We start from the raw sequence: 23419 nt of genomic DNA on the forward strand, positions 1-23419 counted from the left end.
ACCGCCGAAGTCTTTCGTCCGACCTCGCTTCAGAAGCCGAAGCTTCATCAGACGAGATCCGCAAGGACTCCGCCGTCCACGTTTCTCTTTCTTCAATTTAACTTGTCAAACAGCCCAACGCCGAAGCGTCACTCTCCACCAAGGGAGAAATTCTTGTCGCACAATCACCCGACAACAGATCAGCAGCCGACACCTATCGGCTACTGAAGCACTCTTCGCGGTGATGAGCTTCCGAGACACAGACAACCGCCCGGGCCGGTGGGCCCCGGCGCCGCCGCGCTCAGTGGCCGGGTTATAGGCCCCCTCACCCGAAACTGTCAACGCCCTTCGTCAGAAAATCGTCACGTGCTGTGGAGGACGCCCGGCGAGGCAAAAAGCGTAGGTTTTTCAGGGGTGACGCCGTACAAGAGCCACATTCCTCCGACGTTCTGAGCATGCCTTGTGCAAAGATTCTGCGTCGCCCCTGAAACTTTTTCGGGGTCAGTCGGACGGGATCTGGGCTCATTGGCCTCCCCAGGGAACGAGCTGCGTCATCGCACCGCTCTTCTGGGCCGAGAAGACAGCGAAAGAGTTTGCGGCATTGACGTTCGTCCATTCGGCCAGCATTTTGGCGCGCACTGTTCGACCATTAATGCGATGTGCCTGGGGAAGACTCTTCGCATGATGCTGGGAATTCGGGGGATGTCGGTTTGAACCACGGACTGTCACGCAGTGGCGCCTATAATCGTGAGACCGGGATGATCGATCTCGGCCACGAGCCGCCGCTTTCCGTTGACGGCTCCGAAGCTGCGGTGATCGATCGCCGCCGCGTCTCGGTACAATGGTTCAGCGGTACTATCCTCACAGGTCTCTGCGGCGCGGCTCTGATCGGCGGCGCCGTTTTTGCATCGCTCGACGGCGAAATGACTTTTGCCAAAGTACCCGAGCGTGTCGAAGGCGCGCTGCGTGGCGCCTTTAGCGCCAGCGACAAACAAGCCAGCCTGCACAAGAGCGATCGCCTGCCGCCGCCGAGTGAGTCTTCCGCCGCGCGCCAGGTACTCAAGGTTTCTACCGTGACCCGCGTCGGCAATCGCGACGTGATGCGTGTACGGCCCTTCATCCGGATCTCCGGCAATCTGGTCATGGCCACCAGCGATCTCAGCGCCAAGATCCCGCCCTTCAATGCACAGCGCCTGCTGACCGATGTCGGCAGCCCCGCTCCCAACAGCGACGACGCCGCGATCAATCCGAATGCCGTCGAGCCCGATGCCGAAGTCTCCTTCGTCACCCGCGATCTCGGTCAGGTGCTGCCGAAAGCCAAGATCGGCGCCAGCGTTGCCATCGATGAAGTGCTGATGCGCGTGCGCGACGCCTCCAACTGGCGCGGCAATACCGGCGTTCGGTACACGACGGTCGCCAGCGCCACCGGCGATATCGGCGGCCAGCCCGATATGAAGATGGCCTACGCCGCCGAAGGCACCACGGCCGATCCCTATGCCGGCTTCGAAACCCGTATTGTGCCGGAAAACGTCACGCTGCTGGCAAAGACCAAAGAGCAGGTCACCGGCGGCAACCCGAATGGCGAACGCATCCACATCGTCAAGAAGGGCGACACCATCCTGACCATCCTGCGCGACCAAGGCGCGATGGCCGAGGAAGCCAAGGCGATCGCTACGACGCTGGGCGCCCGCGGCCGCGACGGCGGCCTCAAGGAAGGCCAGAAAGTTCGCATTCTGATGTCGCCGGCCGGACCGGGCCAACGTTTGCAGCCCTACCGCGTGATTGTCGCCAACGAGTCCACCATCGAGGCGGTCGCAGCGCTTTCGGATCTCGGTAAATACGTCGCCGTCGATGTCTCCAGCATGAACACCGTCGCCGAAGCGCCGAGCGCTTCCGATGATGACGAAGAGGATGACGGCACCGGCGTGCGGCTCTATCAGAGCATTTACGAGACGGCGCTACGCAACAAGGTCCCGGCCACCGTCATCGAAGACATGATCCGAATCTACTCCTATGACGTAGATTTCCAGCGCAAAGTCCAGCCGGGCGACTCGTTCGACGTGTTCTTTGCCGGCGAAGACGAAGGCGCCATCATCACCGAAAAGACCGAAGTGTTGTTCGCTTCGCTCACGGTGGGCGGCGAAACCAAGAAATATTATCGCTTCCAGACCGCTGACGACTCCGTCGTCGACTACTATGACGAGACCGGCAAGAGCGCGAAGAAGTTCCTGGTCCGCAAACCCGTCAATAACGCCATCATGCGTTCGGGCTTCGGCGGCCGCCGCCACCCGATCCTCGGCTACACCAAGATGCATACCGGCGTGGACTGGTCGACGCCCTACGGCACCCCGATTTTCGCATCCGGCAACGGCGTGATCGAAAAGGCCGCCTGGGAAGGCGGCTACGGCAAATATATCCGCATCAAGCACAATAACGGCTACGAGACTGCCTACGGTCATATGTCGGCCTTCGCGAAGGGCATGGAGCCCGGCAAGCGCGTGCGGCAGGGCCAGGTCATCGGCTTCGTCGGTTCGACCGGCATGTCCACCGGTGCCCATGTTCACTACGAAATTCTGGTCAACGGCCGCTTCGTCGATCCGATGCGCGTGAAACTGCCGCGCGGCCGCTCACTCGAAGGCCCGCTGATGGCCAGCTTCGAGAAAGAACGCGACCGTCTCGACGCCCAGATGAGCAACCGCGGCAGCGCGCGGGTCTCGGACGCGACCGGTACCGCCGGGCCATTGCCGGTCCGGCAGACCAGCAACCGCTGAGCTTTTTGCCGGCCGGCCCCCTATACCGAAGCCTGTAATCAGGCTCACTGGATTTTGGCGATCGCGGTTTTTTCCAAGGCGGTACGAACGCCGCGTGCGAGTTTCTGGGCGTCGTCGTTGGCCCAGAAGTGGACAAAGAACAGCCGAGGCTGTTCATCGAGCATGTGGCTGTGAATGGCGGTGACCTCGATGTCCCCCGCCCGCAAGGCACGGATCAGCGGATTCACCTCGTCGCCTGTCACCAGGAAGTCGCCGGTGATGGCGGCCTTCCCGTCGCCCGTCGGTTGAAAATTGATGACGTTGGCGCCGCCGAGCGCCGCCGGCACGGTCATACCCGCTTCAATAATAGGATCACGGCGCGGGATGTTAAATTGATAGACGCCTCCATTGGCCAGGCCCTTGCCGCCCAGCAAGGTGTCGAGCTTGGCGGTATCGAGATCGACAGCCGGTGCCGGGCTTGGCGTGGCTGGCGGCGGGTCGAATGGTGTCTTGCTGGCAGACGCCAGCGCCGAGCGAATGGCGGTCGCCATTTTCTCGGGATCGCCGTGACCGCCAACGTGCATGTAAAAAGTCGCGGGTGAAGCCCGCAGGATGTGATTGTGAATGGCGGTGATGTCGAGCCCGCTGTCGAGCAACCTGGTCATGACCGGTGTGATTTCGGTTTCGAGCAACACCAGGTCGCCCATCAACATCGCCCCGCCGTGCATTGGCGCGAAGGCGACCCACCCTCCGAGCGCTAGGGCAGGTTTGATGGTGACGCCTTCGAGCGTCACCTTGAGGTCGGATCTGGGCAAACCGTAACGATGAATATCACCCGAAACGGTCGCATTCTTTCCCAGCGCCGCATCGACTTTCTTCCAATCGATGTCTGCAGCGCCCGCGAGACTGGGATAGCTTGTTGCGGCTGCCAATATCAGCCTGAACAGCAGTTTTTTCATGGCTCATCTCCTTGTAACGCCCGGCCCTCGTTGTCATTGTTTGCCCGAAGTTTTTGCTCGGAGTTATTGTCGATCGGTTGGTTAGCTTACGAAGGATGCTGGCTAGCATGGCGGCAGCGCGCAGTTGACGACGCGCCGTCGGCATGAGCGTACCGATCGAACTGCGGGCTTATCGATGGAATTCGAGATCTGTGTCGACACGGCTGCGCCCTCGTGAAAAACGGGACGCGATACTTCAGCATGTCGCCTCGTGGGGAGATCGCAATCCCCATGCGCGGAATACAATTACTCGGACTCCAGATGTCAACTGGCGAAGTTGTGACAATTCCGACGGAACCATTGGCGAAGCTGTTGTCAGAGATTCCGCGTAGCTAGATGAGCCGCTTCATTGTCGCCCGCCGCTACCGATGATGACGATCACCACGTAAGTCTTGATAGATTTTGAGATTAAAAACGGGAAAGCCCCTCCCCGCGCGGCGGGAAGGGGCTTTCTCTTTAACTTCATCTGCCTCAGTTCAGCTTCCGCTTCGGCACCGGCGTCTCAAACGCCGCGATTTCGGCGGTCTGCGAGGCCTTGCCGTTGAAGGTGAGGACGTTGCCGGCGGTGCTTATGTCGACATGGTCCCCATCCTTGACGTCGCCGGCCAGGATCATCTCGGCCAGCGGGTCCTGCACGCTGCGCTGGATCACGCGCTTCAGGGGGCGGGCGCCATAGGCGGGATCCCAGCCCTTGTCGGCGAGCCAGTCGCGGGCATCGTCCTGCAGCACCAGCGTGATCTTGCGATCTTCGAGAAGCTTGCGCAGCCGCGCGAACTGGATTTCGACGATCCGGCCCATCTCGCTCTTCTGCAAGCGGTGGAACAGGATGATCTCGTCGACGCGGTTGAGGAATTCCGGCCGGAAATGCGCGCGGACATTGCCCATCACCAGTTCGCGAACCACTGACGTATCTTCACCCTCAGGCTGATTGACCAGAAATTCCGAACCGAGATTCGACGTCATGATGATCAGCGTGTTGCGGAAATCGACGGTGCGGCCCTGGCCATCGGTCAGGCGGCCATCGTCGAGCACCTGCAGGAGCACGTTGAACACATCCGGATGCGCCTTCTCGACCTCGTCGAACAGCACGACCTGATAGGGCCTGCGCCGCACAGCTTCGGTGAGCGCGCCGCCCTCATCATAGCCGACATAGCCCGGAGGCGCGCCGATCAAGCGGGAGACAGAGTGCTTCTCCATATATTCGGACATATCGAGGCGCACCATCGCGGTCTCGTCGTCGAACAGATATGACGCCAACGCCTTGGTCAGTTCGGTCTTGCCGACGCCGGTGGGGCCGAGGAACATGAACGAGCCAATCGGCCGGTTCGGATCCTGCAGACCCGCACGCGAACGACGAACGGCTGTCGCGACCGCACGCACGGCTTCGGCCTGGCCGACGACACGTTCGCCGAGGCTGAGCTCCATCCGCAGCAACTTGTCCTTCTCGCCTTCAAGCATCTTGTCGACCGGCACGCCGGTCCAGCGCGAAACCACCTGCGCGATGTGGTTGGCGGTGACCGCCTCTTCCATCATCTCGCCGGCATTCTCGTTGGCTTCGATATCAGCCAGCCGCTTTTCAAGGTCGGGAATCCGGCCATAGGCGAGCTCCCCCGCGCGCTGATATTCGCCACGACGCTGTGCCTCGGCGAGCTCAAGGCGCAGGCCGTCGAGCTCGCTCTTGAGCTTCTGCGCATTCGACAGCTTGTTTTTCTCGGCCGACCAGCGCTGCGTCAGCGCTGCCGACTTCTCTTCGAGATCGGCGAGTTCTTTTTCAAGGTTTTCGAGCCGGGTCTTCGAGCCGGCGTCGGTTTCCTTCTTCAAGGCCTCCTGCTCGATCTTGAGCCGGATGATCTCGCGGTCCATCGAGTCGAGTTCTTCAGGCTTGGAATCGACCTGCATCTTCAGCCGCGCCGAGGCTTCGTCCATCAGATCGATGGCCTTGTCCGGCAGGAAGCGATCGGTGATGTAGCGGTTCGACAGCGTCACGGCGGCGACCAGCGCAGAGTCCGTGATACGGACGCCGTGATGCTGTTCGTATTTGTCCTTGAGGCCGCGCAGGATCGAGACGGTGTCCTCGACGGTCGGTTCCGCCACGAAGATCGGCTGGAAACGCCGCGCCAGCGCTGCGTCCTTCTCTACATGCTTGCGATATTCATCGAGCGTGGTGGCGCCGATACAATGCAATTCGCCGCGGGCGAGCGCAGGCTTCAAGAGGTTGGACGCATCCATCGCGCCATCGCCCTTGCCGGCGCCGATCAGCTGATGCATTTCGTCGATGAACAGGATGATGCCGCCTTCGGCCGCGGTGACCTCGCCCAGCACGGCCTTCAGCCGTTCCTCGAACTCGCCGCGATATTTCGCGCCGGCAATCAGTGCACCGAGATCCAGCGACAGCAGGCTCTTGTCCTTAATGCTATCAGGCACGTCGCCGTTGAGGATGCGCAGCGCGAGACCTTCGACGATGGCGGTCTTGCCGACGCCGGGTTCGCCGATCAGCACGGGATTGTTCTTGGTTCGACGCGATAATACCTGAATCGTGCGGCGGATTTCCTCGTCGCGGCCGATGACCGGATCGAGCTTGCCGTCGCGCGCGGCCTGGGTCAGGTCGCGGGCATATTTCTTCAGCGCGTCATAGGCGTTTTCGGCCGTTGCGGAATCCGCCGTGCGGCCCTTGCGCAGCGCATTGATCGCAGCATTGAGATTCTGCGGGGTGACGCCGCCCTTGTTGAGCAGGCTGCCCGCCTCCGAATCCTTGTCGAGCGAGAGCGCGAGCAACAGCCGTTCCACGGTGACGAAACTGTCGCCGGCCTTGTCGGCGGCCTGTTCGGCAGCATCGAAAGCGCGCGCCGTCGCTGGCGCCAGATAGACCTGACCGGCCCCGGCACCCGAGACCTTGGGCATCTTGCCCAGTTCGGTTTCCGTCGCCTTCAGGATGGCGCGGGAGTTGCCACCGGCGCGGTCGATCAGGCCGCCGGCCAGACCCTCGCTGTCGTCCAGCAGCACTTTCAGAATATGCAGCGGCGAGAATTGCTGATGGCCCTCGCGCACGGCCAGTGACTGCGCCGACTGGATAAAGCCGCGCACTCGTTCGGTGTATTTCTCAATATTCATCGTATGTTGTCCCTCGGCCTGCCCTGCCCGCCTCGAAAGCACGGATGGGGCATCTTCATTGGGTTTCCACGGGCCGCATTGATAGTCGTCAATCGGCCGCGGTCGTCGCTGGCGTCAAATCCAGCTTGATGCAAATGTGGGCAGTGGGTTCCGAAAACGGAAGGGGTCCGCATAAAATTCCAATCGGCCAGGCGATGGCGCCGCGGGCCCAAATCTCTTAAGACCGGAACCATGCCCGAACAGCCTTACGCCAGCGTTGCCAGCATCTACCGCTACCCCGTAAAGGGCCTGACGCCCGAACGTCTGGAAGAAGTCACGCTGACGCCCGGCCAGACCCTGCCGGCCGACCGCCGCTATGCCATCGAGAACGGCCCGATCGGGTTCGACCCGGCAGCACCGCAATATTTTCCCAAGACCCAGTTTCTGATGCTGATGCGCAACGAACGCCTGGCGGCGCTGCGCAGCCATTACGACGACGCCAGCCACACGCTGACGATCCGGCAGGACAATGTGGAGGCAGCGCGAGCCGATCTGCAGACGGCCGAAGGACGTGCGGAGATCGAAGCGTTCTTCGCTGCGAATTTTGCCGATGAATTGCGCGGACCACCCAAGATGCTGTTCGCGGACGGCCATAGCTTTTCGGACGTGCCGCGCAAGGTGGTGTCGATCATCAACCTTGCCAGCGTCAAAGATCTCGAAAAGGCCGTCGGGCAGCCGGTGCATCCGCTCCGCTTCCGCGGCAACCTGCATGTAGCGGGCTGGCCTGCCTGGCATGAATTCGAATTGATCGACCGGACGCTCGCCATCGGCGGTGTCAGGCTCAAAGTCGTGAAGCGCATCGTCCGCTGCGCGGCGACCAATGTCGATCCGGATACGGCAGCACGGGATCTGACGATTCCGAAGACGCTGCTGCAGACCTACGGCCATGCCGACTGCGGAATTTACGCTGAGGTCATCACCGGCGGCACGATCGCCGCCGGTGATAAGATCGTTGTCGAAGAATAGATGAGCTCAGCTCGTCGGCATCACGTAAGCGTAGATGCGGCCCTTCGAATAGACGGACTCGGCGACGCGGTTACCATGATTGCCGGAGACGATGATCGGGTTGCCCTTGGCATCGACGCCCGAGACGACACCGACATGACCGCCGCGACGACCGCGCGACATCACAGCGATGGCGCCGACCTGCGGGCCGGAGATGCGCTGACCGTAGCTTGAGAACGAGCGCGCCATATCCGAACCGGTGCCCTGATGGCCGGTACGCTTCAAGACAAGATTCATGAACGCTGCACACCACAAGCGACCGCGCGCCGTCGGATTGCCGCGGCCGATGAAGCTGCGTGCAGCGTCAACGATGCCGGAACCGCCGAAACCGCCCGATGGCTGGTTCATGCTTGCGTTGGCGTTATTGAAATTAGCGGAGTCGCCGAACGAAGGCGCCTGCTGTTCGACCTGGGCACTACGCCGCGCATAGCGCGCGCGATGCCGGACGTGATGACGCGTGCTGTGTGTGTACTTGCCGACGTGATGCGAATGACGCGATGCGCCGTGCTGGGGTCGTGCTGACGCAGGAGAGACCGAAGCGAGTACTGCCGCCGAACACACCGCAAGAGCCGAAATGCGAAGTGCACGGCGATACGCATAGAACTGAACCATACCGAATTTTTCCTCTTAACACCCCCGAACCCCATCGGCCCAAATACGCGGGCCAACAATCGGGACGGGCGTGGTAACGAAGTTGGTATGGCGATAACAAGACCTCTAACGGTGCAGATGACGTTTTTTTAACGGCGACAACAGAGTGAATCGCCTCAACTTCAACGGTTGCAATACGTATAGACATAGCAGCCGCCCGCCTCACGCAAGGCGCACCTATATTACCTTTTTAAATTAGCTTTTTAAGCACACCTTTGGCGTGCATCGCCTTGCGGCACACGGCAAAAAGATCGCGCAAGACGCGGTATTTCTGCTTCCATCCGGCAGAAATCTACACGCTATCAGGGCTGCGAAGATTTACTCGCGCGGCTCAGCAGGAAAACACCCTGCTCCCCGAACATGTTCCAGAACCACCACGGCGCATTAAGACGCAGCGGACGGCCATAGAGATCGAGTGCAACGGCGCGCTCCATCTTAACGTTGATCTCATCGCACAACTGCACGAAATCCTTGATGGTGCAGAAGTGGATATTCGGCGTGTCGTACCAGGTCGCCGGCAGGTTCTCGGTGCGTGGCATCCGGCCACCGACAAGCAATTGGACGCGCATCTTCCAGAAACCGAAATTCGGAAACGACACGATGGCGCTGCGGCCGATACGCAGCAGATTTTCCAGCACGACGCGTGGTTGCCGCGTCGCCTGCAGCGTCTGCGACAGGATCACGTAGTCGAACGCATCGTCGGGATAGTTGATGAGATCCGTATCGGCATCGCCCTGCACCACGGCAAGACCCTTGCCGACGCAGCGGTTGACGCCCTCACGCGACAATTCGATGCCACGGCCATCAATGCCGCGGCTTTCGAGCAGTTGAAGCAGATCGCCGTCACCGCAGCCGACGTCCAACACCTTCGAGCCCGGCTTGATCATCTCCGCGACCAGGAGGTGATCGCCGCGATAGTCCTGCGTGCCGCGTGGCGCCGGCGTCGCCACCGCGGATTTCAACGGCAAAACCTTTTGTTGAAGCTCCATCTCTATGCTCCCACGACCGGCAGGCCGCGCACGGAGGCTGCGGAGTTCAGGAAGGCACCGGCGATATCGAGAAATTCGGGCACGTCGAGCAGGAAGGCATCATGGCCCTTGTCGGTCTCGATCTCCGCGAAGGACACGCGCACGCCACCAGCGTTCAGCGCATGCACAACGTCACGCGATTCCGCTGTCGGAAACAACCAATCGGACGTGAACGACATCAGGCAGAAGCGCGTCTGCGTATCGCGAAACGCTTCCGATAGCTTGCCGTCATGATCGGCGGCGATATCGAAATAATCCATCGCACGCGTCAGATAGAGATAGGAATTGGCATCGAAGCGCTCGACGAAGGACGAGCCCTGATAGCGCAGATAGCTTTCAACCTGGAAATCCGCATCGAAGGAGAAGGTCGGCAACTCCCGGTCCTGCATGCGGCGGCCGAATTTGCGGTGCAAGGCGGCATCCGACAGATAGGTGATATGCGCAGCCATGCGCGCGACGCCGAGGCCGCGATGCGGATGCGTGCCTTCCTCGAAATAGCGCCCACCGCGCCAGTCGGGATCGGCCATCACGGCCTGACGACCCAGTTCGTGGAACGCGATGTTCTGCGCCGAATGCCGCGTGCTGCAGGCGACCGCCAGCGCGGAGAACACGCGCTCCGGATAGGCCGCAGTCCATTGCAGCGTCTGCATACCGCCCATGGAGCCGCCGACGACGCAGAACAGCTGGCCGATACCGAGGCTGTCGATCAGCATCGCCTGCGCACGCACCATGTCGGGAATAGTGATGACCGGAAAATCCAGCCCCCAGATCTTGCCGGTAGCGGGATTGGTCGACGCCGGGCCGGTCGAGCCCATGCAACCGCCAAGCACATTCGAGGAGATGATGAAGTAGCGCTCGGTATCGAGCGCCTTGCCCGGGCCCACCAGTGTCTGCCACCAGCCGGGCTTGCCGGTGATCGGGTTGATATTGGCGACGTGCTGGTCGCCGGTCAGCGCGTGGCAGACCAGGATGGCATTGGATTTGTCGGCGTTGAGAGTTCCGTAGGTCTGGTACGCGATCTGGAACGGCGCGAGATCAACACCACAATCCAGCCGCAACGGCTGATCCATGCCAAAGGCGGCGACCAGGGAGGTCGGATGATCCACTTCCTGCCGGCGCTCATCGGGCCGCACGACAGGACTCTTCACCAGTTCGACATTTACCATCTTGATACCGGCCTCCTCAGGAGGTTCTCAAACCAAAACCGGAATCAGGCCATAAAAAACCCGGCCTGAACAAATAGTTCGGCCGGGATCAAACTGTCCCCGGCCTGTTTAGCAAGTTGTTTAACGTGGCTGCAAGCCGGCCGGCTCAAATGACCACGGAAGTGATGAAGATATTAGTCCCACGCTCGCCTCCCGTCAATATAGGGATAGCCCGGTCAAATTGCCCAACTGCCCTGCGGCCAAATCCGCCATGTTTTCTTTGCTTTCCGGCACCGTCTTACCTAATCAATGGCCGTGCCCGCTGGCTCCCTGGAGCCGGCCGGCCAAGCTTGACGGGACCTATTCACGCCTCCCGTTCCGAAGGTTTTGAACATGTCGAAATTACCACCTGCCCCGCCCTCGCTGGACGAGCTGCGCAAAGAGATCGACAGCATCGACGCGCAGGTTCACGCCCTGTTGATGCAGCGCGGCGACATCATCGACCGACTGATTTCAGTGAAGCAGACCCAGGAGGTCGGCTCCGCCTTCCGGCCGGCGCGTGAGGCCGACATGATGCGCCGTCTGGTGCAGCGCCATCGCGGCATCCTGCCGATCGACACCGTCGAGAGCATCTGGCGGGTGATTATCTCGACATTTACTTACGTGCAGGCGCCGTTCTCGGTACATGCGGATCTGTCGCTCGGCGAGAGCGCGATGCGGGATTCTGCACGCTTTCACTTCGGCTTCACCGTGCCCTACGTCGCGCATTTCAGCGCCGCTGCAGCGGTCGAGGCGGTGGCGAAGTCCAAGGGTGATCTCGCACTGGTCTCGGCAACGTCCAGCCGCACGCCCTGGTGGATCCCGCTGGAAGCACAGGGTGCCCCGAAGATCATCGCGCGCCTGCCGTTCATCGAACGCGCCGACCATCCGGCCGCGCTTCCCGTGTTTGTGGTGTCGCGCGTCGCCGACAGTGCCATGGTGACCGAGGTCGAGATGTGGAGCGTGCGGGTGTCCGGCTGGAATGCCGAGACCGCGCGCGCGCTGTCGCCACTGGCCGAAATCGTCGCCGTGCCGGATACCGCCTTTGACGGCGCGGCGCTGCTGATCTCGATCACGCGAGCCTCGAGCCTCGACAAGATCAAGTCGGCGCTGATCGAAGCCGGCGCCTCGGTGCGCTCGACGGCCCTCGTCGGCAGCCACGCAACCCGCTATACCGTGGCCGCCAACGACGCACCGCGTTCGTAAGCCAATCTGACGTTCTGGAGTTGAAGATGTCCCGTCCCGTGCCGAAACCCGGCATTCTCGATATCGCGCCCTACACCCCGGGCAAGAGCCCGGTGGTGGAGCCCGGCCGCAAGACCTACAAGCTGTCGGCCAACGAGACGCCGTTCGGCCCATCGTCGCGCGCCAAGGACGCCTTTGCCACCACTGTCGCGCATCTCGAGGATTATCCGGAAGGCACGTCGAAGGTGCTACGCGAGGCGCTCGGCCACCGCTTCGGCCTCGATCCCGCGCAGATCATCTGCGGTGCCGGCTCCGACGAAATTCTCAACCTGATTGCGCATGTCTATCTCGGCCCCGGCGACGAGGCGATTTCGACCGCGCACGGCTTCCTAGTTTACCCGATTGCTACCCAGGCGAACGGCGCCACCAATGTGGTCGCTCCGGAAACCAACTTCACCTGCAATGTCGACGCGATCCTGAACTGCGTCACGCCGCGCACCAAGCTGGTGTGGCTGGCGAACCCGAACAACCCGACTGGCACTTATCTGCCGTCTTCCGAGATCAAGCGCCTGCGCACCGGCCTGCCCGAGCACGTGCTGCTGGTGCTCGACGCCGCATACTGGGACTACGTGACCAAGGGCGACTACGATAACGGCCTGGAACTGGCGAAGACCACCGAGAATACCGTCGCCACCTACACCTTCTCGAAGGTGCACGGCTTGGCCGCCTTGCGGATCGGCTGGATGTTCGGCCCTGCCCACATCGTCGATGCCATGAACCGGATTCGGGGGCCGTTCAACGTCTCGGCGCCGGCGATGATGGCCGCGGTGGGGGCGATCGAGGACACCGGCCATGTCGAGATGTCGCGCACGTACACCGCCAAGTGGATCAGCATCCTGACCGAGGAAATCACCAAGCTCGGCATCGAGGTGACGCCAAGCGTGGCCAATTTCTTGCTGATGCATTTTCCGGCGACCGGCAAGACCGCAGTGGATGCCGATGCGTTCCTGACCAGGCGCGGGCTGGTGCTGCGCGCGGTGACCAATTACGGCCTGCCGAACTCGCTGCGCATGACCATCGGCACCGAGGAAGCCAACAGGCTGGTGATCGAGACGCTGCGTGAATTCATGGCATCGAATTCGGGGCAATGACGTGAGCGCCACGCCGCCCTTCAAACGTATCGCGCTGATCGGCCTCGGCCTAATCGGTTCGTCGCTGGCGCGCGGCATTCAGCAGCTCGGCCTTGCCGGTGAACTGGTCGCCACCGACAATTCGGCGGCCGTGCGTGCGCGCGCCACCGAGATCAAGCTCGCCGACCGCATCGCCGACGACAATGCCAGCGCGGTGAAGGACGCCGATCTGGTCATCGCCTGCGTGCCAGTCGGCGTGGCGGGCGACGTGGCAAAAAGCATCGCGGCACATCTCCCGCCCGGAGCCATCGTGTCCGACGTCGGTTCGGTAAAGGCCTCCGTGCTGCATGCGATGGCCGAATATCTGCCGGATAACGTCCACTTCATTCCAGCGCATCCGGTAGCCGGCACGGAGAATTCCGGCCCGGATTCCGGTTTCGCCGAATTGTTCATGAACCGCTGGTGCATCCTGACGCCGCCCGAGGGCGCTGACCCTGCGGCCGTCGAGAAGCTCACCGGCTTCTGGGCTGCATTGGGCGCCAATGTCGAGATCATGCAGGCCGCGCATCACGACCTGGTGCTCGCGGTCACCAGCCACCTGCCGCATCTGATCGCTTATACAATCGTAGGCACGGCCGACGAGCTCGAAGACGTCACGAGGTCGGAAGTGCTGAAGTTCTCCGCGGGCGGTTTCCGCGATTTCACCCGTATCGCAGCATCGGACCCGACCATGTGGCGCGACGTGTTTCTCGCCAACAAGGATGCGGTACTGGAAATGCTAGGCACCTTCCAGGAAGACCTGTCGAAGCTGACGCGCGCGATCCGCCGCGATGATGGCGATGCGCTGTTCGAGCACTTCACCCGCACACGCGCCATCCGCCGCGGCATCGTCAGCATCGGCCAGGATGAAGCTGCGCCGGACTTCGGACGCAAGCATCAGGCGCTGACGAAGAAGCCGGAATAGAAACGTCGCTCGTCATTCCGGGGCGCACCGAAGCGGCGAAGCCGCGCCCCCGGAATGACGAACATATAAGGCTCAGAACAACGGCGGAATCTGCGCCACGCGCAGCGGCCCGAGGAACACCGCGCCATCGACAAATTTCAGCGGGAACGACCGTGCCGGCTTGCCTTCGAGCGTCGCCGGTGAGCCGATCGAATTGACCCCGGCGGCCAGCCCTGCCCCGGCATTCCTGCGCGCGAAATTGCCGAGGCCGGGAATCGCACGATCCAAAGCGCCCAAAATATTATTCACGTCCTGCGATCTCACGCCCGGCGCGAGACGATCGAGCGTCTCCTGCGGCACGCCGACTTCCAGCAGCTTGTCGATACCGAGCGCCGTAACGGCCTTGTCGAGGCCGGCCACGGTCATCTGCAATTCGCCATCGAGATTGCCCGCGGCGGTCAGACCGAGCGAGCCCGTCGCCAGCGAAATGATCTCGCCCTGCTGGACGCGCGACTGCACGATCTCAACGCGGCCCCCGGCGGCCTGAAGCTCGCGGAAACGCTGCGGCCAGGGCTTGGGCGAAATATCCTTGAGGCCACTGAGCAGTGCGCGGATATCGGCATCGAATGGTGCTGCAAGGATCGGATGAACATCGGCAATACTGCCGCTTGTGATCTGCAATGCGGTCTCGATCACCGGCTTGTCCGGCGTCGAACTCGCCGCCGTGCGGCCGTGCAATTCGACATGTTTGGCGCGTGCGGTCGGCGCCTGCACCGACCCAGAGAAACGATCCAGTGACACGTCGTCGAACACGATATCGGCGCTGTCGGGCGTCCCGGGCAGACCGGTGATGCTGCTGCGCGCCGAGCCCCAATTCATCACCATCGCCGGCTGACCGCGGTCGGACAACACGGCCGGCGCAGTGAATTCGGCGATCAGAAGCCGCGGCGTATAGATCTGCGCGACTACGACGATCTCGCCAAGCTTCGCGGTGATCGGAATCTGTGTCGCATTCTGGGTGGCGGTCTGCGACGTCAGCGAAACGCTGACGCCGCTGCAGCGGACTTCCAGCCGGAACGGGAAACCGGAGACCGAACGGTTGGCGCAATCATAGACGCGGCCGGCCGCAGCCTCGCGGGCGCGCCAGATATCGACGTTCTCGGCGACCTTGGACGCGGCATAGAACCAGAAGCCGCTCCACGCCGCCGCAAGGACGACGATGATGACGGGCAGGATGAAAATCGGCCAGAGGCGGCGCTGGGCAGGTTGTGCATATTCGGACATGGCGGGACGTAGATCGCACGATTTTGTCAAATCGGCGATCCCTTTCATGCGGTTATCCTGCGGTCGCAGGGCCACGTTGCAGGAAATCCGGATCGCCCGGGCCCAAGGTTTCTGCTAGGTCGGCACCATGACCGCGAAAATCACCGCCGAGCCCGATTCGGACAGCGATCTCTGGGTGTTCGGCTATGGCTCGCTGATGTGGCGGCCAGGCTTCGAATTCATCGAACAGGTCCCGGCCCGGCTGATCGGCGAACATCGGGCGCTCTGCGTCTATTCCTTTGACCACCGCGGCACGCCGGAAAAGCCTGGCCTCGTGCTCGGCCTGGACCGCGGCGGCGCCTGCCGCGGCATTGCCTTTCGCGTGGCGGCCAAGCTGCGCCACGACACCATCGCCTATCTCAGGGAACGCGAGCAGACCACCCATGTCTATCGCGAGGTCATGCGCTCGGTCTGGCTGGATGACGTGGAGCGCACCCGCGTCAGCGCGCTGGCCTATGTGGTCGATCGCGGCCATGTGCAGTATGCGGGGCGTCTCAGCCTCAGCGAACAATTGCACTTCGTGCGGCAGGGCCACGGCCGTTCCGGGCTGAACCGCGATTACGTGCTTTCGACCGTGAAGGCCATCGAGGCCGAAGGTTTTCGCGACGCGCAGCTGCATCAGCTCGCGGCCATGCTGCACGAGTGAGAGAGCGCGGCTAACTCTCTTTCACCGCGACATTCGGCACACGCCCGAAGATCGTCGCCTGTTCGGCGCGCGCCTCTGCAACGATCCGATCTGTGGCGGCCTCGATCGACGTACTGATCGCCGCGATGAATTCCTTGCGCGGTAGGCCGGGCGGCAACGGATCGAGGAACTCCACCACCAGCGTGCCGGGATAGCGCAGGAAGGTGCGGCGCGGCCAGAACAGGCCGGAATTCAGCGCCACCGGCAGACACGGCGCGCCACATTTGGCGTAGATCTGCGCGACACCCGGCTTGTAATCCGGCGGCGCGTCGACAGGACGGCGCGTGCCTTCAGGAAAGATGATCAACTGGCGGCCGAGCTGAACTTCTTCGGTCGCACGCTTGGCCATATCGATCAGCGAACGCGCACCGCCATCGCGATCGACGCCGACCATTTTCGATTTTTTCAGATACCAGCCGAAAAAGGGGATCTGGCCGAGCTCGCGCTTGTAAATGAACAACGGCCGATCGAAGAACGGCATCAGCGCGAAGGTCTCCCACATCGATTGATGTTTCGAAGCTACGATCAGCGGTCCCGCCGGAATTTTCTCAAGCCCGCGATAATCAACCTTCGTGTTACAGACGACGCGCATCAGCCAGATGCTGCTGGTGGCCCATGCCTTCGCGATCGCCATGAAGGCGCGCGGCGGCATCACGAAGGTCGGAATCGCGACCAGTATCCAGAACACCAGCAGCAGATAGAACAGCACGTTATAGATCAACGAACGCACGAATATCGAAGTCATGGTGATCCGATCAACTCAGTTGGCCAATTTAGCTGGCGGAGGCCGTCGCTGGCCTGCGCAGCGGCGCGACTCCCTGCTGGTCGCCAGCGGAATCCGGCATCAAATCGATCCCGATATGCGCCAGCCGCACCCTCACTTCGGCCGCGAGATATTTGACATATTCCGATAGCAGCAACCGCAGCGTCGGGCCACTGGTCCACCACGGTTCGTCACGCCATTTGTCACCAATCACCGAGAACGGAATCAGCTCGATATCCGGCATCTCGTGCGACATTTCGACGATCGCGCGCGGCATGTGATAATTCGAGGTCACCACGATCAGCGACTTGAAGCCGCGCTCATGAGCCCAGCGTTTGGTCTCCACCGCGTTGCTGCGGGTGTTGACGGCGGAGCGGTCGAGATCGACGCAACAATCCAGCAGCCGCTGACTGTCCGGCAGCGTACGCGAGATATTGGCGGCACCGTTGGTGGGATGCACCCCGGAGATCAGCAATCGCTTGCCGAAGCCATTGGCGAGCAGTTCGAGTGCATCCGCAACGCGCGACGAACCGCCGGTCAAGACCACGATGCCATCGGCATTCGCGGAAGGCTTCAGCTCGCCGCTGCGCAATTGCGCGAGAAACGCAACAAAGCCGATCGCGCCGAACATGAAGGACAGCGCGAACGCGACCACGATCGCCGCACGGATGACGCGCCGCCGCGGTGGCGCGGCAACGGGCATCTCCGTGGTGTTCTGGTCATCGAGCGAGGTCATTGATGTCGCGTTCAGTCCTTTGATGACAATATTAGGTATTTTCCGGCGGTTTGGCGATGCCAAGGCCCGCCGCCTGACGCGTTACTCGATATCGTTCAGCGTCGAGAACAACGTGCGGCGCGATGCCCATGCGGTGATTCCCGCAATCAGGAGCGCCTGCCCCGCCACCGCAAGATAGCCTGACGACCGCAGCGAGAACGTCCCCAGCAATGCGGCGAACTGGTCACCTACCGGCGTGCCGGAAAACCAGCTCGCGATCGACTCGGAAAACCCGAACATCAGCATCGCAGCACCGCCGCCGATGATGCCGCCCTGCAGGCCAAGCCGCAAGAAGTGGCGGAAGAAGCGGTTGGCGATATAGCGGTCGCCGGCACCGACGAAATGCAACACCTCGACGATCGGCCGGTTCGCCGCCATCGCGCCGCGTGTCGCAAAGGATACAGAGATAATGGTGGCCATGATCACAAGTGCAAGGATGCCGAGCCCAGCCAGCACCGTTGCCGACGTCATCGACCGCATCCGCTCGACCCAGGCGCGGTGATCGTCGACGCTAGCCGAGGGCACGGCCTGCGTCACCCGTTGGCGCAGGCCGATGATGTCCAGCGCCGTCCCCGGTGCGACACGCGCAATGATAACGCGTGGCACGGGCAGGTCGTCGAGCGACAGTCCCGTGCCGAGCCACGGCTCCAGCAACTGTGCCGATTGCTCCCTGCTATAGGGCTGCACCTCGACAATCCCCGGCTGGCCGCGAATGGCTTCGGTCACCGCCTGGGTATCGCGATCAAGATCGCGGCCGCCGAGCGGCTTCACCTGGATGGTGATTTCGCTGGCGACTTCCGATTGCCACTCCGACGCCGAGGCGCTGATCAGCAGCACCGCGCCTGTAGTGATGGAGGCAAGGAACGTCATGATGGCAACGACGGCAACCAATGCGCGGCCCGCGATCGAGCCGCGCGGCACGATCGGCGATGCGTTGCGCGCCTTCGCCGGGACCTGCGGGCGATCGGTGCCGAGGTCCATCAGCGGGCCGTGTTCTTCGCCGATTCTACTCATAGATATGCAGCCGGCCTTGGTGCAGCACCATGCGCCGCGCGTCGTATTGATCCATCAATGTAATATCGTGGGTCGCGATAATCACCGCGGTACCGGACTTGTTGAGTTCGATGAACAGCCGCAGCAGACGCCGGCCCAGCGTCGGATCGACGTTGCCCGTCGGCTCATCCGCCAGCAGCAGCATGGGACGTGCGATCACCGCGCGCGCAATGGCGGCACGCTGCTTCTCGCCGCCCGACAGGATCGGCGGCAGCGCATCCATGCGATCGCCCAGACCCACCCATTTCAGGAGATCGATGACTTCGCGCCGATAGCTGGACTCCTCACGCCCCATCACCCGGAACGGCAGCGCGACATTCTCATAGGTCGTCATATGGTCGAGCAGACGGAAATCCTGCAGCACGATACCGATGCGCTTGCGCAGGTCGGCGATCTCATCCTTGCCGAGCAGTGAGATATCCTGGCCGAACAGATTGACCAACCCGCGGGTCGGCCGCAGCGACAGGAACAACAGACGCAGCAGCGAGGTCTTGCCGGCGCCAGAGGGACCGGTCAGGAACTGGAACGAATGCGCAGGGATCTGGAAATTGAGGTCGCGCAGAATCTCCGGGCCAAGCCCGTAGCGCAGACCAACATTTTCGAACCGGACCACATTCAGCTCCGTTCGATGGGTTCAAAAAGCCTCAAAAAGACGGTCAATTGCTTGTGCGGCCGTTATGGTTTCCGATTCGTTAACGGTCGTCTTGTAGCCTGCCGGCCATGTCATCGGCTATCGGCTCCATGCATATCGTTTGCCCCAATTGCACGACGTCCTACGCCGTGAACCCGGCCACGTTCGGCGATGCCGGACGGACGGTGCGCTGCGCCCGCTGCAAGGAAGTCTGGCTGGCGCGGCCGGAGGACCTGTCCCGCGCCGAAGCCCGTATTCCCGCCATGGCGGCGAAGGCCAGCGAGCCCGATCCGAACGAGGATATGAGCGCCTGGGGCGTGACCGAAGACGACGACGCTTCCGCGCCGAACGTTCCAGTGGTCGAAAGCCCCTCGATTTCAGCCGACTGGCCGGTCGATGCCAATGATCGCACCCAGGACGCCAACTGGGCCACGCTGGCGCAGCACGACGCGGTGGCCGCGATGCGGGGCACGGCGCCATCGCGCTTTGCAGCGCTGGGCCGTTTCGTGCCGTCGATGCCACGCCTGTTTGTCATGCCGCGCCACAGCCTGCCCATCGCCACCGCTGCCATGGCGTCGCTGTTGCTTGCGCTGGTCATCTGGCGCGTCGATCTGGTCAGACTGATGCCGCAGACCGCCACCTTCTATCAGGCGGTTGGTCTCGACGTGAATATACGCGGCCTCGCCTTCAAGGACGTCAAGGTCACCACCGAAACCGTCGACGGCAAGTCGGTTTTGCTCATCGAAGGCCTGATCGTGTCCGAGACCCGCACGCCCACCGCATTGCCGCGCCTGCGTTTCGTGGTACGTGACGAGAAAGGCATTGAAATCTATGGCTGGAACTCCGTGCTTGAGCAACCCGGCCTCAATCCCGGCGACAAGACATGGTTCCGTTCGCGGCTGGCCTCGCCGCCTGCCGAGGGCCGTAGTATCGACGTCCGCTTCTTCAACAAGCGCGACGTCGCCGGCGCGTAGGTCCAAGGAGTTGTTGTGGCGCGTATCCTGATTGCTGATGACGAAGAATCAATGCGGCTGCTGGTCGGCCGCGCCATCGCCATGGATGGTCACGAGATCGTTACTGCCGAGGACGGCGCCGAAGCGCTGGAGATTCTCACGGACCAACAGGGCGCCTTCGACCTGCTGCTGACCGACATCAAGATGCCTGTGATGGACGGCATCGCGCTGGCACTGGCCACAGCGCGGGATTTTCCCGAGCTCACGATCTTGCTGATGACCGGCTATGCCGACCAGCGCGAACGCGCGACGGGCCTCAATGCGATCGTGCACGACGTGGTGACGAAACCGTTTTCGGTGGCAGATATCCGCACTGCGGTGGCAGACGCACTGGCGGTGAAGAACAAGGGGTAGCGTCCTCGTCATTCCGGGGCGCGGGCGCATCTTTGTGCACGCCAACCCGGAATGACGAAACGAACGTTTCCTCAATAATCCTTCAGCAGTCGCTCGATGTAATCGAGTTCAAGCTGCGGTCGCGTGGTGTCGCCGAGACGACGGCGCAGTTCTTCCAGGATTCTCCGCACGCGCTGCACGTCGATCTCGCCGGGGATCTTCACTGTGAGATCGTCGCCCAGTTCGCGGCCACGCAGCGGGCGCCCGAGCGGGTCGCTCTGCCGGCCACCGCTCTGCTGGCGGCCGGGATTGTTGCCGGGGCCGTCATTCTGGCCTTCACCGTCGCCCTGCTGCATGGCCTGTGCGAGCTTCTGGGCCCCCTTGCGGAGCGCATCGAGCGCCTTGCCCTGCGAACCGACCGCGCCGTCGGCATTGCCATCGCCGAGCTGGCCGCCGGCATCACCCATGGCGTTGTCGGCATCACCGAGACCATCACCCTCGCCGTCACCATCTGCATCGGCCTGATCATCGCCACCCTGACCTTGGCCCTGCCCTTTTTGCCCCTGCTGTCCTTTTTGGCCCTTCTGACCCTGGCCCATGCCCTGCTTGGCGAGTTGGTCCTGCAACTGCTTGAGGCGATCGCGCAGATTCTGCTGATCCTGCTGCAGATCGCCCATGCTCTGCTCGCCCTGCTTGCCACGGCGGCGCTCGTTGCGCTGGTCCTGGCCCTGCTTGAAAGTCTTGTCGCGAAGCTGCTGCTGCTTGCGGATCATGTCCCCAAGCTCATTCATCGCCTGATCCATCTCGCTGTCACCGGACTGGCCGGGTTGCGCCATCTGCAGATTTTCCAGCATCTGCTGCATCTGTTCGAGCAGTTGCTTCGCGGCATCCTTGTCGCCGGAGCGCGACAGTCGCTCCATGCGCTCGATCATGTTGTTGAGGTCCTGCTGCCGCATCACCTTGGTGTTCTTGTCGAGCGGACGCGCCAGCTGCTGCGGGTTCTGCTTCATCTGCTCGGCGAGCTGCTTCAGGAAATTGTCCAGCGCCGCGCGCAGGTTCTCGGTGAGCTTCTTGATCTCCTCGTCGCTGGCGCCGCGCTCCAGCGCCTGCTTCAGCGCGTCCTGTGCCGCCTTCAGCGCCTTGTCGACATCGGTGATGTCGCCGTCCTCGATGGTGACGGCGAGCGCCCACAGGCTGGCAACGACTTCTTTCAGGGCCGCGTCGGTGCGGGCGCGTTCGATCTGGGTGGCAACGCTGCGCAGCCCGAGATAATGGCCGGCTTCCGGCGTGAACACTTCCGGAGCGATCATCAGGGCCTGCAGCGCGTAGGAGACCTGACCGCGCTGGTTGGCGTCGACTGCCAGGATGCGGCGCTGTTCGATCAGCGCACGCGGCAGCGGCTTGGTGAACAGCCGTTCCGGCAGACGCATGCTGAACGGCTCACTCTTGCCCTCGTTGCCAGCTTCATCCTTCGCGGTCAGCGTCAGCGTCACATCGGCGCCCGCATAGGGATCCTCGCTGAGATCCTTGACGGTCTGGCCGACACCGTTGCGCGTGCGCGCATTTGGCAGCACCAGCGCAAATGACGGCGGATCAAACAGCGGTCGCGGCTTGGCGGCCTCCTTGACGCCATCCTTGGTCTCGGCGGGACGCGCGGCGAATTGCGCATGGGCTTCGGTAACGCCGTAATCGTCCTCAAGCTTGTAGGACATCTGCAGTGAACCGCGCGCCTGACGCTCCGGGTCCTTCGCGAGCGCAATGGTCGGCGCACAATCGCCGGTTGCCGTGAATTTCCACTGCGGCTGGCCGGACGGCGCACGGACATGTGCCGTGCCGTCAGACGTGATGGTGAAATGCTTTTCGTTGGTGCCCTGTGGCGCTTCCGCGGTCGGCGCCACTTCAGCGATGCCACCGGTGAGAACGACATCGAGCGTGCCACCGCTGGAGCGCACGATCAGCGTCGAGCCCGACGGCACCGGCAGTGCCGCCGCATCGGCTGTGGACGCATCCTTGTTGGCGGCGGAGAGAATAATCGGCGGCTTGCCGGTGTAAGGCGGCGGCGTGATCCAGGCATCGACGCGCACATTCGCCGGCGCCAGCACGCCGTTCCAGTCGAACGCCGCCATGATGCGCGCGCCGCGCTCGCCACTGGCAGCAAACCAGGTGGCGAATAACAGTACGACCACGATGGCGCGCAGCGCCCAGGGGTCATGGATCGCGAGGCGCGGCGACGGCAGGCCGGCGCGGATTTTCTTGAGCGAGGCCAGCGTACGTTCGCGCTGCACCAGCCACAGCGCCCGGGCCATCGGGTCCTGCGACGACAGCGTATCGGTCAGCGCTGTTGCGGGGCGATGTGCAATGCCGGTACCGCGATCGAGACGCGACAAGCCCTCTTCACGCGACGGCCAGCGAAACTTCAGGAGAGGAACGAGCGTCGCCAGCGCGGCGATGACGAACAACGCAAGACCGATGGCGCGCGCAGTGAAGGGAAGCGTCAGCCACAGACCGGCCCAGGACGCCACCAGAAACAACCCGACGACACTGAGCAGCCGGGCCAGATGCGGCCACCCCCGCTCCCAGCCAATCGCCAGCCGGGCGCGCTGCAACGCCTGCGCGAGCTGAAGCTGTGCCGCCGCTTGACGATCGGCACCAGGATCGTGAGGGGGTTGTGGTCGGTCGGGGGGCGCAGCGCTCAACGACGATCTCCGATGTTACGGCACGACACACTAGCACGGCGGCGGCAATGAGGCATGGCACGGGGCCATCCGTGCACATGCAAAGCCTGAGCCTAAGTCGATTCCGAGCGTATAGGGTCACGAAGGCGTGAGGGGGACCGGCGG

General features: G+C 62.5%; 19 protein-coding genes and 1 riboswitch. Of the genes, 8 read left to right on the forward strand and 11 right to left on the reverse strand.

What is annotated here, in order from left to right:
- The first annotated feature begins 689 nt into the window (after positions 1–689).
- Complete coding sequence (locus CIW50_RS23095) at positions 690–2750, forward strand: M23 family metallopeptidase (protein ID WP_246664427.1); 2061 nt, start codon at positions 690–692, stop codon at positions 2748–2750.
- A gap of 44 nt (positions 2751–2794) precedes the next feature.
- On the opposite strand, the gene CIW50_RS23100 is transcribed toward CIW50_RS23095, so the two are convergent.
- Both CIW50_RS23100 and clpB read right to left on the reverse strand, forming a co-directional pair.
- The gene (locus CIW50_RS23100) at positions 2795–3688 is read right to left on the reverse strand and encodes a DUF1259 domain-containing protein (RefSeq protein WP_149533531.1); all 894 of its coding nucleotides are present in this window, start codon (positions 3686–3688) and stop codon (positions 2795–2797) included.
- Between the two features lie 510 nt (positions 3689–4198).
- On the reverse strand, positions 4199–6838 hold the full coding sequence (gene clpB / locus CIW50_RS23105; RefSeq protein ID WP_149533532.1) for an ATP-dependent chaperone ClpB: 2640 nt from the start codon (positions 6836–6838) through the stop codon (positions 4199–4201).
- Between the two features lie 231 nt (positions 6839–7069).
- Between clpB and CIW50_RS23110 the strand changes: the two genes are divergently transcribed.
- Positions 7070–7843 carry an MOSC domain-containing protein gene (locus CIW50_RS23110; RefSeq protein WP_149533533.1) on the forward strand — a complete coding sequence of 258 codons (774 nt, stop codon included), beginning with the start codon at positions 7070–7072 and terminating at the stop codon, positions 7841–7843.
- Positions 7844–7849: 6 nt separating this feature from the next.
- Here CIW50_RS23110 and CIW50_RS23115 read toward each other — a convergent pair whose 3' ends face one another.
- The 3 genes from CIW50_RS23115 to metX all read right to left on the reverse strand — a co-directional run bounded on the left by CIW50_RS23115 (position 7850) and on the right by metX (position 10727).
- Positions 7850–8494, reverse strand: a complete 645-nt coding sequence (locus tag CIW50_RS23115) for a TIGR02594 family protein (protein ID WP_149533534.1) — start codon at positions 8492–8494, stop codon at positions 7850–7852.
- A gap of 341 nt (positions 8495–8835) precedes the next feature.
- Positions 8836–9522 (reverse strand): methionine biosynthesis protein MetW, encoded by a 687-nt coding sequence (metW, locus tag CIW50_RS23120; RefSeq protein ID WP_149533535.1) that lies wholly within the window; start codon positions 9520–9522, stop codon positions 8836–8838.
- A gap of 2 nt (positions 9523–9524) precedes the next feature.
- A complete protein-coding gene (gene metX / locus CIW50_RS23125) occupies positions 9525–10727 on the reverse strand; it encodes a homoserine O-acetyltransferase MetX (RefSeq protein ID WP_149533536.1) in 1203 nt (400 codons plus the stop codon).
- An 87-nt stretch (positions 10728–10814) separates the two neighbouring features.
- Positions 10815–10894, reverse strand: a riboswitch (SAM riboswitch).
- Positions 10895–11099: 205 nt separating this feature from the next.
- Between metX and CIW50_RS23130 the strand changes: the two genes are divergently transcribed.
- From CIW50_RS23130 to CIW50_RS23140, 3 genes are read left to right on the forward strand one after another with little or no spacing between them, the layout of a single operon-like run.
- Positions 11100–11951 (forward strand): chorismate mutase, encoded by an 852-nt coding sequence (locus CIW50_RS23130; protein ID WP_149533537.1) that lies wholly within the window; start codon positions 11100–11102, stop codon positions 11949–11951.
- Positions 11952–11977: 26 nt separating this feature from the next.
- The gene (gene hisC, locus CIW50_RS23135; RefSeq protein WP_149533538.1) at positions 11978–13081 is read left to right on the forward strand and encodes a histidinol-phosphate transaminase; all 1104 of its coding nucleotides are present in this window, start codon (positions 11978–11980) and stop codon (positions 13079–13081) included.
- Position 13082: 1 nt separating this feature from the next.
- Complete coding sequence (locus CIW50_RS23140; RefSeq protein WP_149533539.1) at positions 13083–14024, forward strand: prephenate/arogenate dehydrogenase family protein; 942 nt, start codon at positions 13083–13085, stop codon at positions 14022–14024.
- A 72-nt stretch (positions 14025–14096) separates the two neighbouring features.
- On the opposite strand, the gene CIW50_RS23145 is transcribed toward CIW50_RS23140, so the two are convergent.
- The gene (locus CIW50_RS23145; protein WP_149533716.1) at positions 14097–15287 is read right to left on the reverse strand and encodes a DUF2125 domain-containing protein; all 1191 of its coding nucleotides are present in this window, start codon (positions 15285–15287) and stop codon (positions 14097–14099) included.
- A 127-nt stretch (positions 15288–15414) separates the two neighbouring features.
- On the opposite strand from CIW50_RS23145, the gene CIW50_RS23150 reads away from it, so the two are divergent.
- A complete protein-coding gene (locus CIW50_RS23150) occupies positions 15415–15972 on the forward strand; it encodes a gamma-glutamylcyclotransferase (RefSeq protein WP_089267609.1) in 558 nt (185 codons plus the stop codon).
- A gap of 10 nt (positions 15973–15982) precedes the next feature.
- Here CIW50_RS23150 and CIW50_RS23155 read toward each other — a convergent pair whose 3' ends face one another.
- From CIW50_RS23155 to ftsE, 4 genes are all read right to left on the reverse strand, one after another.
- On the reverse strand, positions 15983–16756 hold the full coding sequence (locus CIW50_RS23155) for a lysophospholipid acyltransferase family protein (protein WP_149533540.1): 774 nt from the start codon (positions 16754–16756) through the stop codon (positions 15983–15985).
- A 28-nt stretch (positions 16757–16784) separates the two neighbouring features.
- Positions 16785–17510 (reverse strand): YdcF family protein, encoded by a 726-nt coding sequence (locus tag CIW50_RS23160; RefSeq protein WP_149533541.1) that lies wholly within the window; start codon positions 17508–17510, stop codon positions 16785–16787.
- An 81-nt stretch (positions 17511–17591) separates the two neighbouring features.
- Complete coding sequence (locus CIW50_RS23165) at positions 17592–18563, reverse strand: cell division protein FtsX (RefSeq protein ID WP_149533542.1); 972 nt, start codon at positions 18561–18563, stop codon at positions 17592–17594.
- Positions 18556–19215 carry a cell division ATP-binding protein FtsE gene (gene ftsE, locus CIW50_RS23170; RefSeq protein WP_068729180.1) on the reverse strand — a complete coding sequence of 220 codons (660 nt, stop codon included), beginning with the start codon at positions 19213–19215 and terminating at the stop codon, positions 18556–18558. The genes CIW50_RS23165 and ftsE overlap by 8 nt, the downstream gene beginning before the upstream one ends.
- A gap of 128 nt (positions 19216–19343) precedes the next feature.
- Between ftsE and CIW50_RS23175 the strand changes: the two genes are divergently transcribed.
- The gene (locus CIW50_RS23175) at positions 19344–20207 is read left to right on the forward strand and encodes an MJ0042-type zinc finger domain-containing protein (RefSeq protein ID WP_149533543.1); all 864 of its coding nucleotides are present in this window, start codon (positions 19344–19346) and stop codon (positions 20205–20207) included.
- A gap of 15 nt (positions 20208–20222) precedes the next feature.
- Positions 20223–20600, forward strand: coding sequence for a response regulator (locus tag CIW50_RS23180; RefSeq protein ID WP_149533544.1), 378 nt, complete (start codon positions 20223–20225; stop codon positions 20598–20600).
- A 71-nt stretch (positions 20601–20671) separates the two neighbouring features.
- Here CIW50_RS23180 and CIW50_RS23185 read toward each other — a convergent pair whose 3' ends face one another.
- Positions 20672–23275 (reverse strand): TIGR02302 family protein, encoded by a 2604-nt coding sequence (locus CIW50_RS23185; protein WP_149533545.1) that lies wholly within the window; start codon positions 23273–23275, stop codon positions 20672–20674.
- Between the last annotated feature and the right edge of the window lie 144 nt (positions 23276–23419).

Origin of the sequence: Tardiphaga sp. P9-11 (assembly GCF_008329525.1) — a bacterium.
Classification (GTDB): domain Bacteria; phylum Pseudomonadota; class Alphaproteobacteria; order Rhizobiales; family Xanthobacteraceae; genus Tardiphaga.

Bases quoted from the DNA above. Each gene is read 5' to 3' on its own strand.
- CIW50_RS23100 (WP_149533531.1), bottom strand. From the start codon at position 3,688: ATGAAAAAACTGCTGTTCAGGCTGATATTGGCAGCCGCAACAAGCTAT.
- clpB (WP_149533532.1), bottom strand. From the start codon at position 6,838: ATGAATATTGAGAAATACACCGAACGAGTGCGCGGCTTTATCCAGTCG.
- CIW50_RS23110 (WP_149533533.1), top strand. From the start codon at position 7,070: ATGCCCGAACAGCCTTACGCCAGCGTTGCCAGCATCTACCGCTACCCC.
- CIW50_RS23115 (WP_149533534.1), bottom strand. From the start codon at position 8,494: ATGGTTCAGTTCTATGCGTATCGCCGTGCACTTCGCATTTCGGCTCTT.
- metW (WP_149533535.1), bottom strand. From the start codon at position 9,522: ATGGAGCTTCAACAAAAGGTTTTGCCGTTGAAATCCGCGGTGGCGACG.
- metX (WP_149533536.1), bottom strand. From the start codon at position 10,727: ATGGTAAATGTCGAACTGGTGAAGAGTCCTGTCGTGCGGCCCGATGAG.
- CIW50_RS23130 (WP_149533537.1), top strand. From the start codon at position 11,100: ATGTCGAAATTACCACCTGCCCCGCCCTCGCTGGACGAGCTGCGCAAA.
- hisC (WP_149533538.1), top strand. From the start codon at position 11,978: ATGTCCCGTCCCGTGCCGAAACCCGGCATTCTCGATATCGCGCCCTAC.
- CIW50_RS23145 (WP_149533716.1), bottom strand. From the start codon at position 15,287: ATGTCCGAATATGCACAACCTGCCCAGCGCCGCCTCTGGCCGATTTTC.
- CIW50_RS23150 (WP_089267609.1), top strand. From the start codon at position 15,415: ATGACCGCGAAAATCACCGCCGAGCCCGATTCGGACAGCGATCTCTGG.
- CIW50_RS23155 (WP_149533540.1), bottom strand. From the start codon at position 16,756: ATGACTTCGATATTCGTGCGTTCGTTGATCTATAACGTGCTGTTCTAT.
- CIW50_RS23160 (WP_149533541.1), bottom strand. From the start codon at position 17,510: ATGACCTCGCTCGATGACCAGAACACCACGGAGATGCCCGTTGCCGCG.
- CIW50_RS23165 (WP_149533542.1), bottom strand. From the start codon at position 18,563: ATGAGTAGAATCGGCGAAGAACACGGCCCGCTGATGGACCTCGGCACC.
- CIW50_RS23175 (WP_149533543.1), top strand. From the start codon at position 19,344: ATGCATATCGTTTGCCCCAATTGCACGACGTCCTACGCCGTGAACCCG.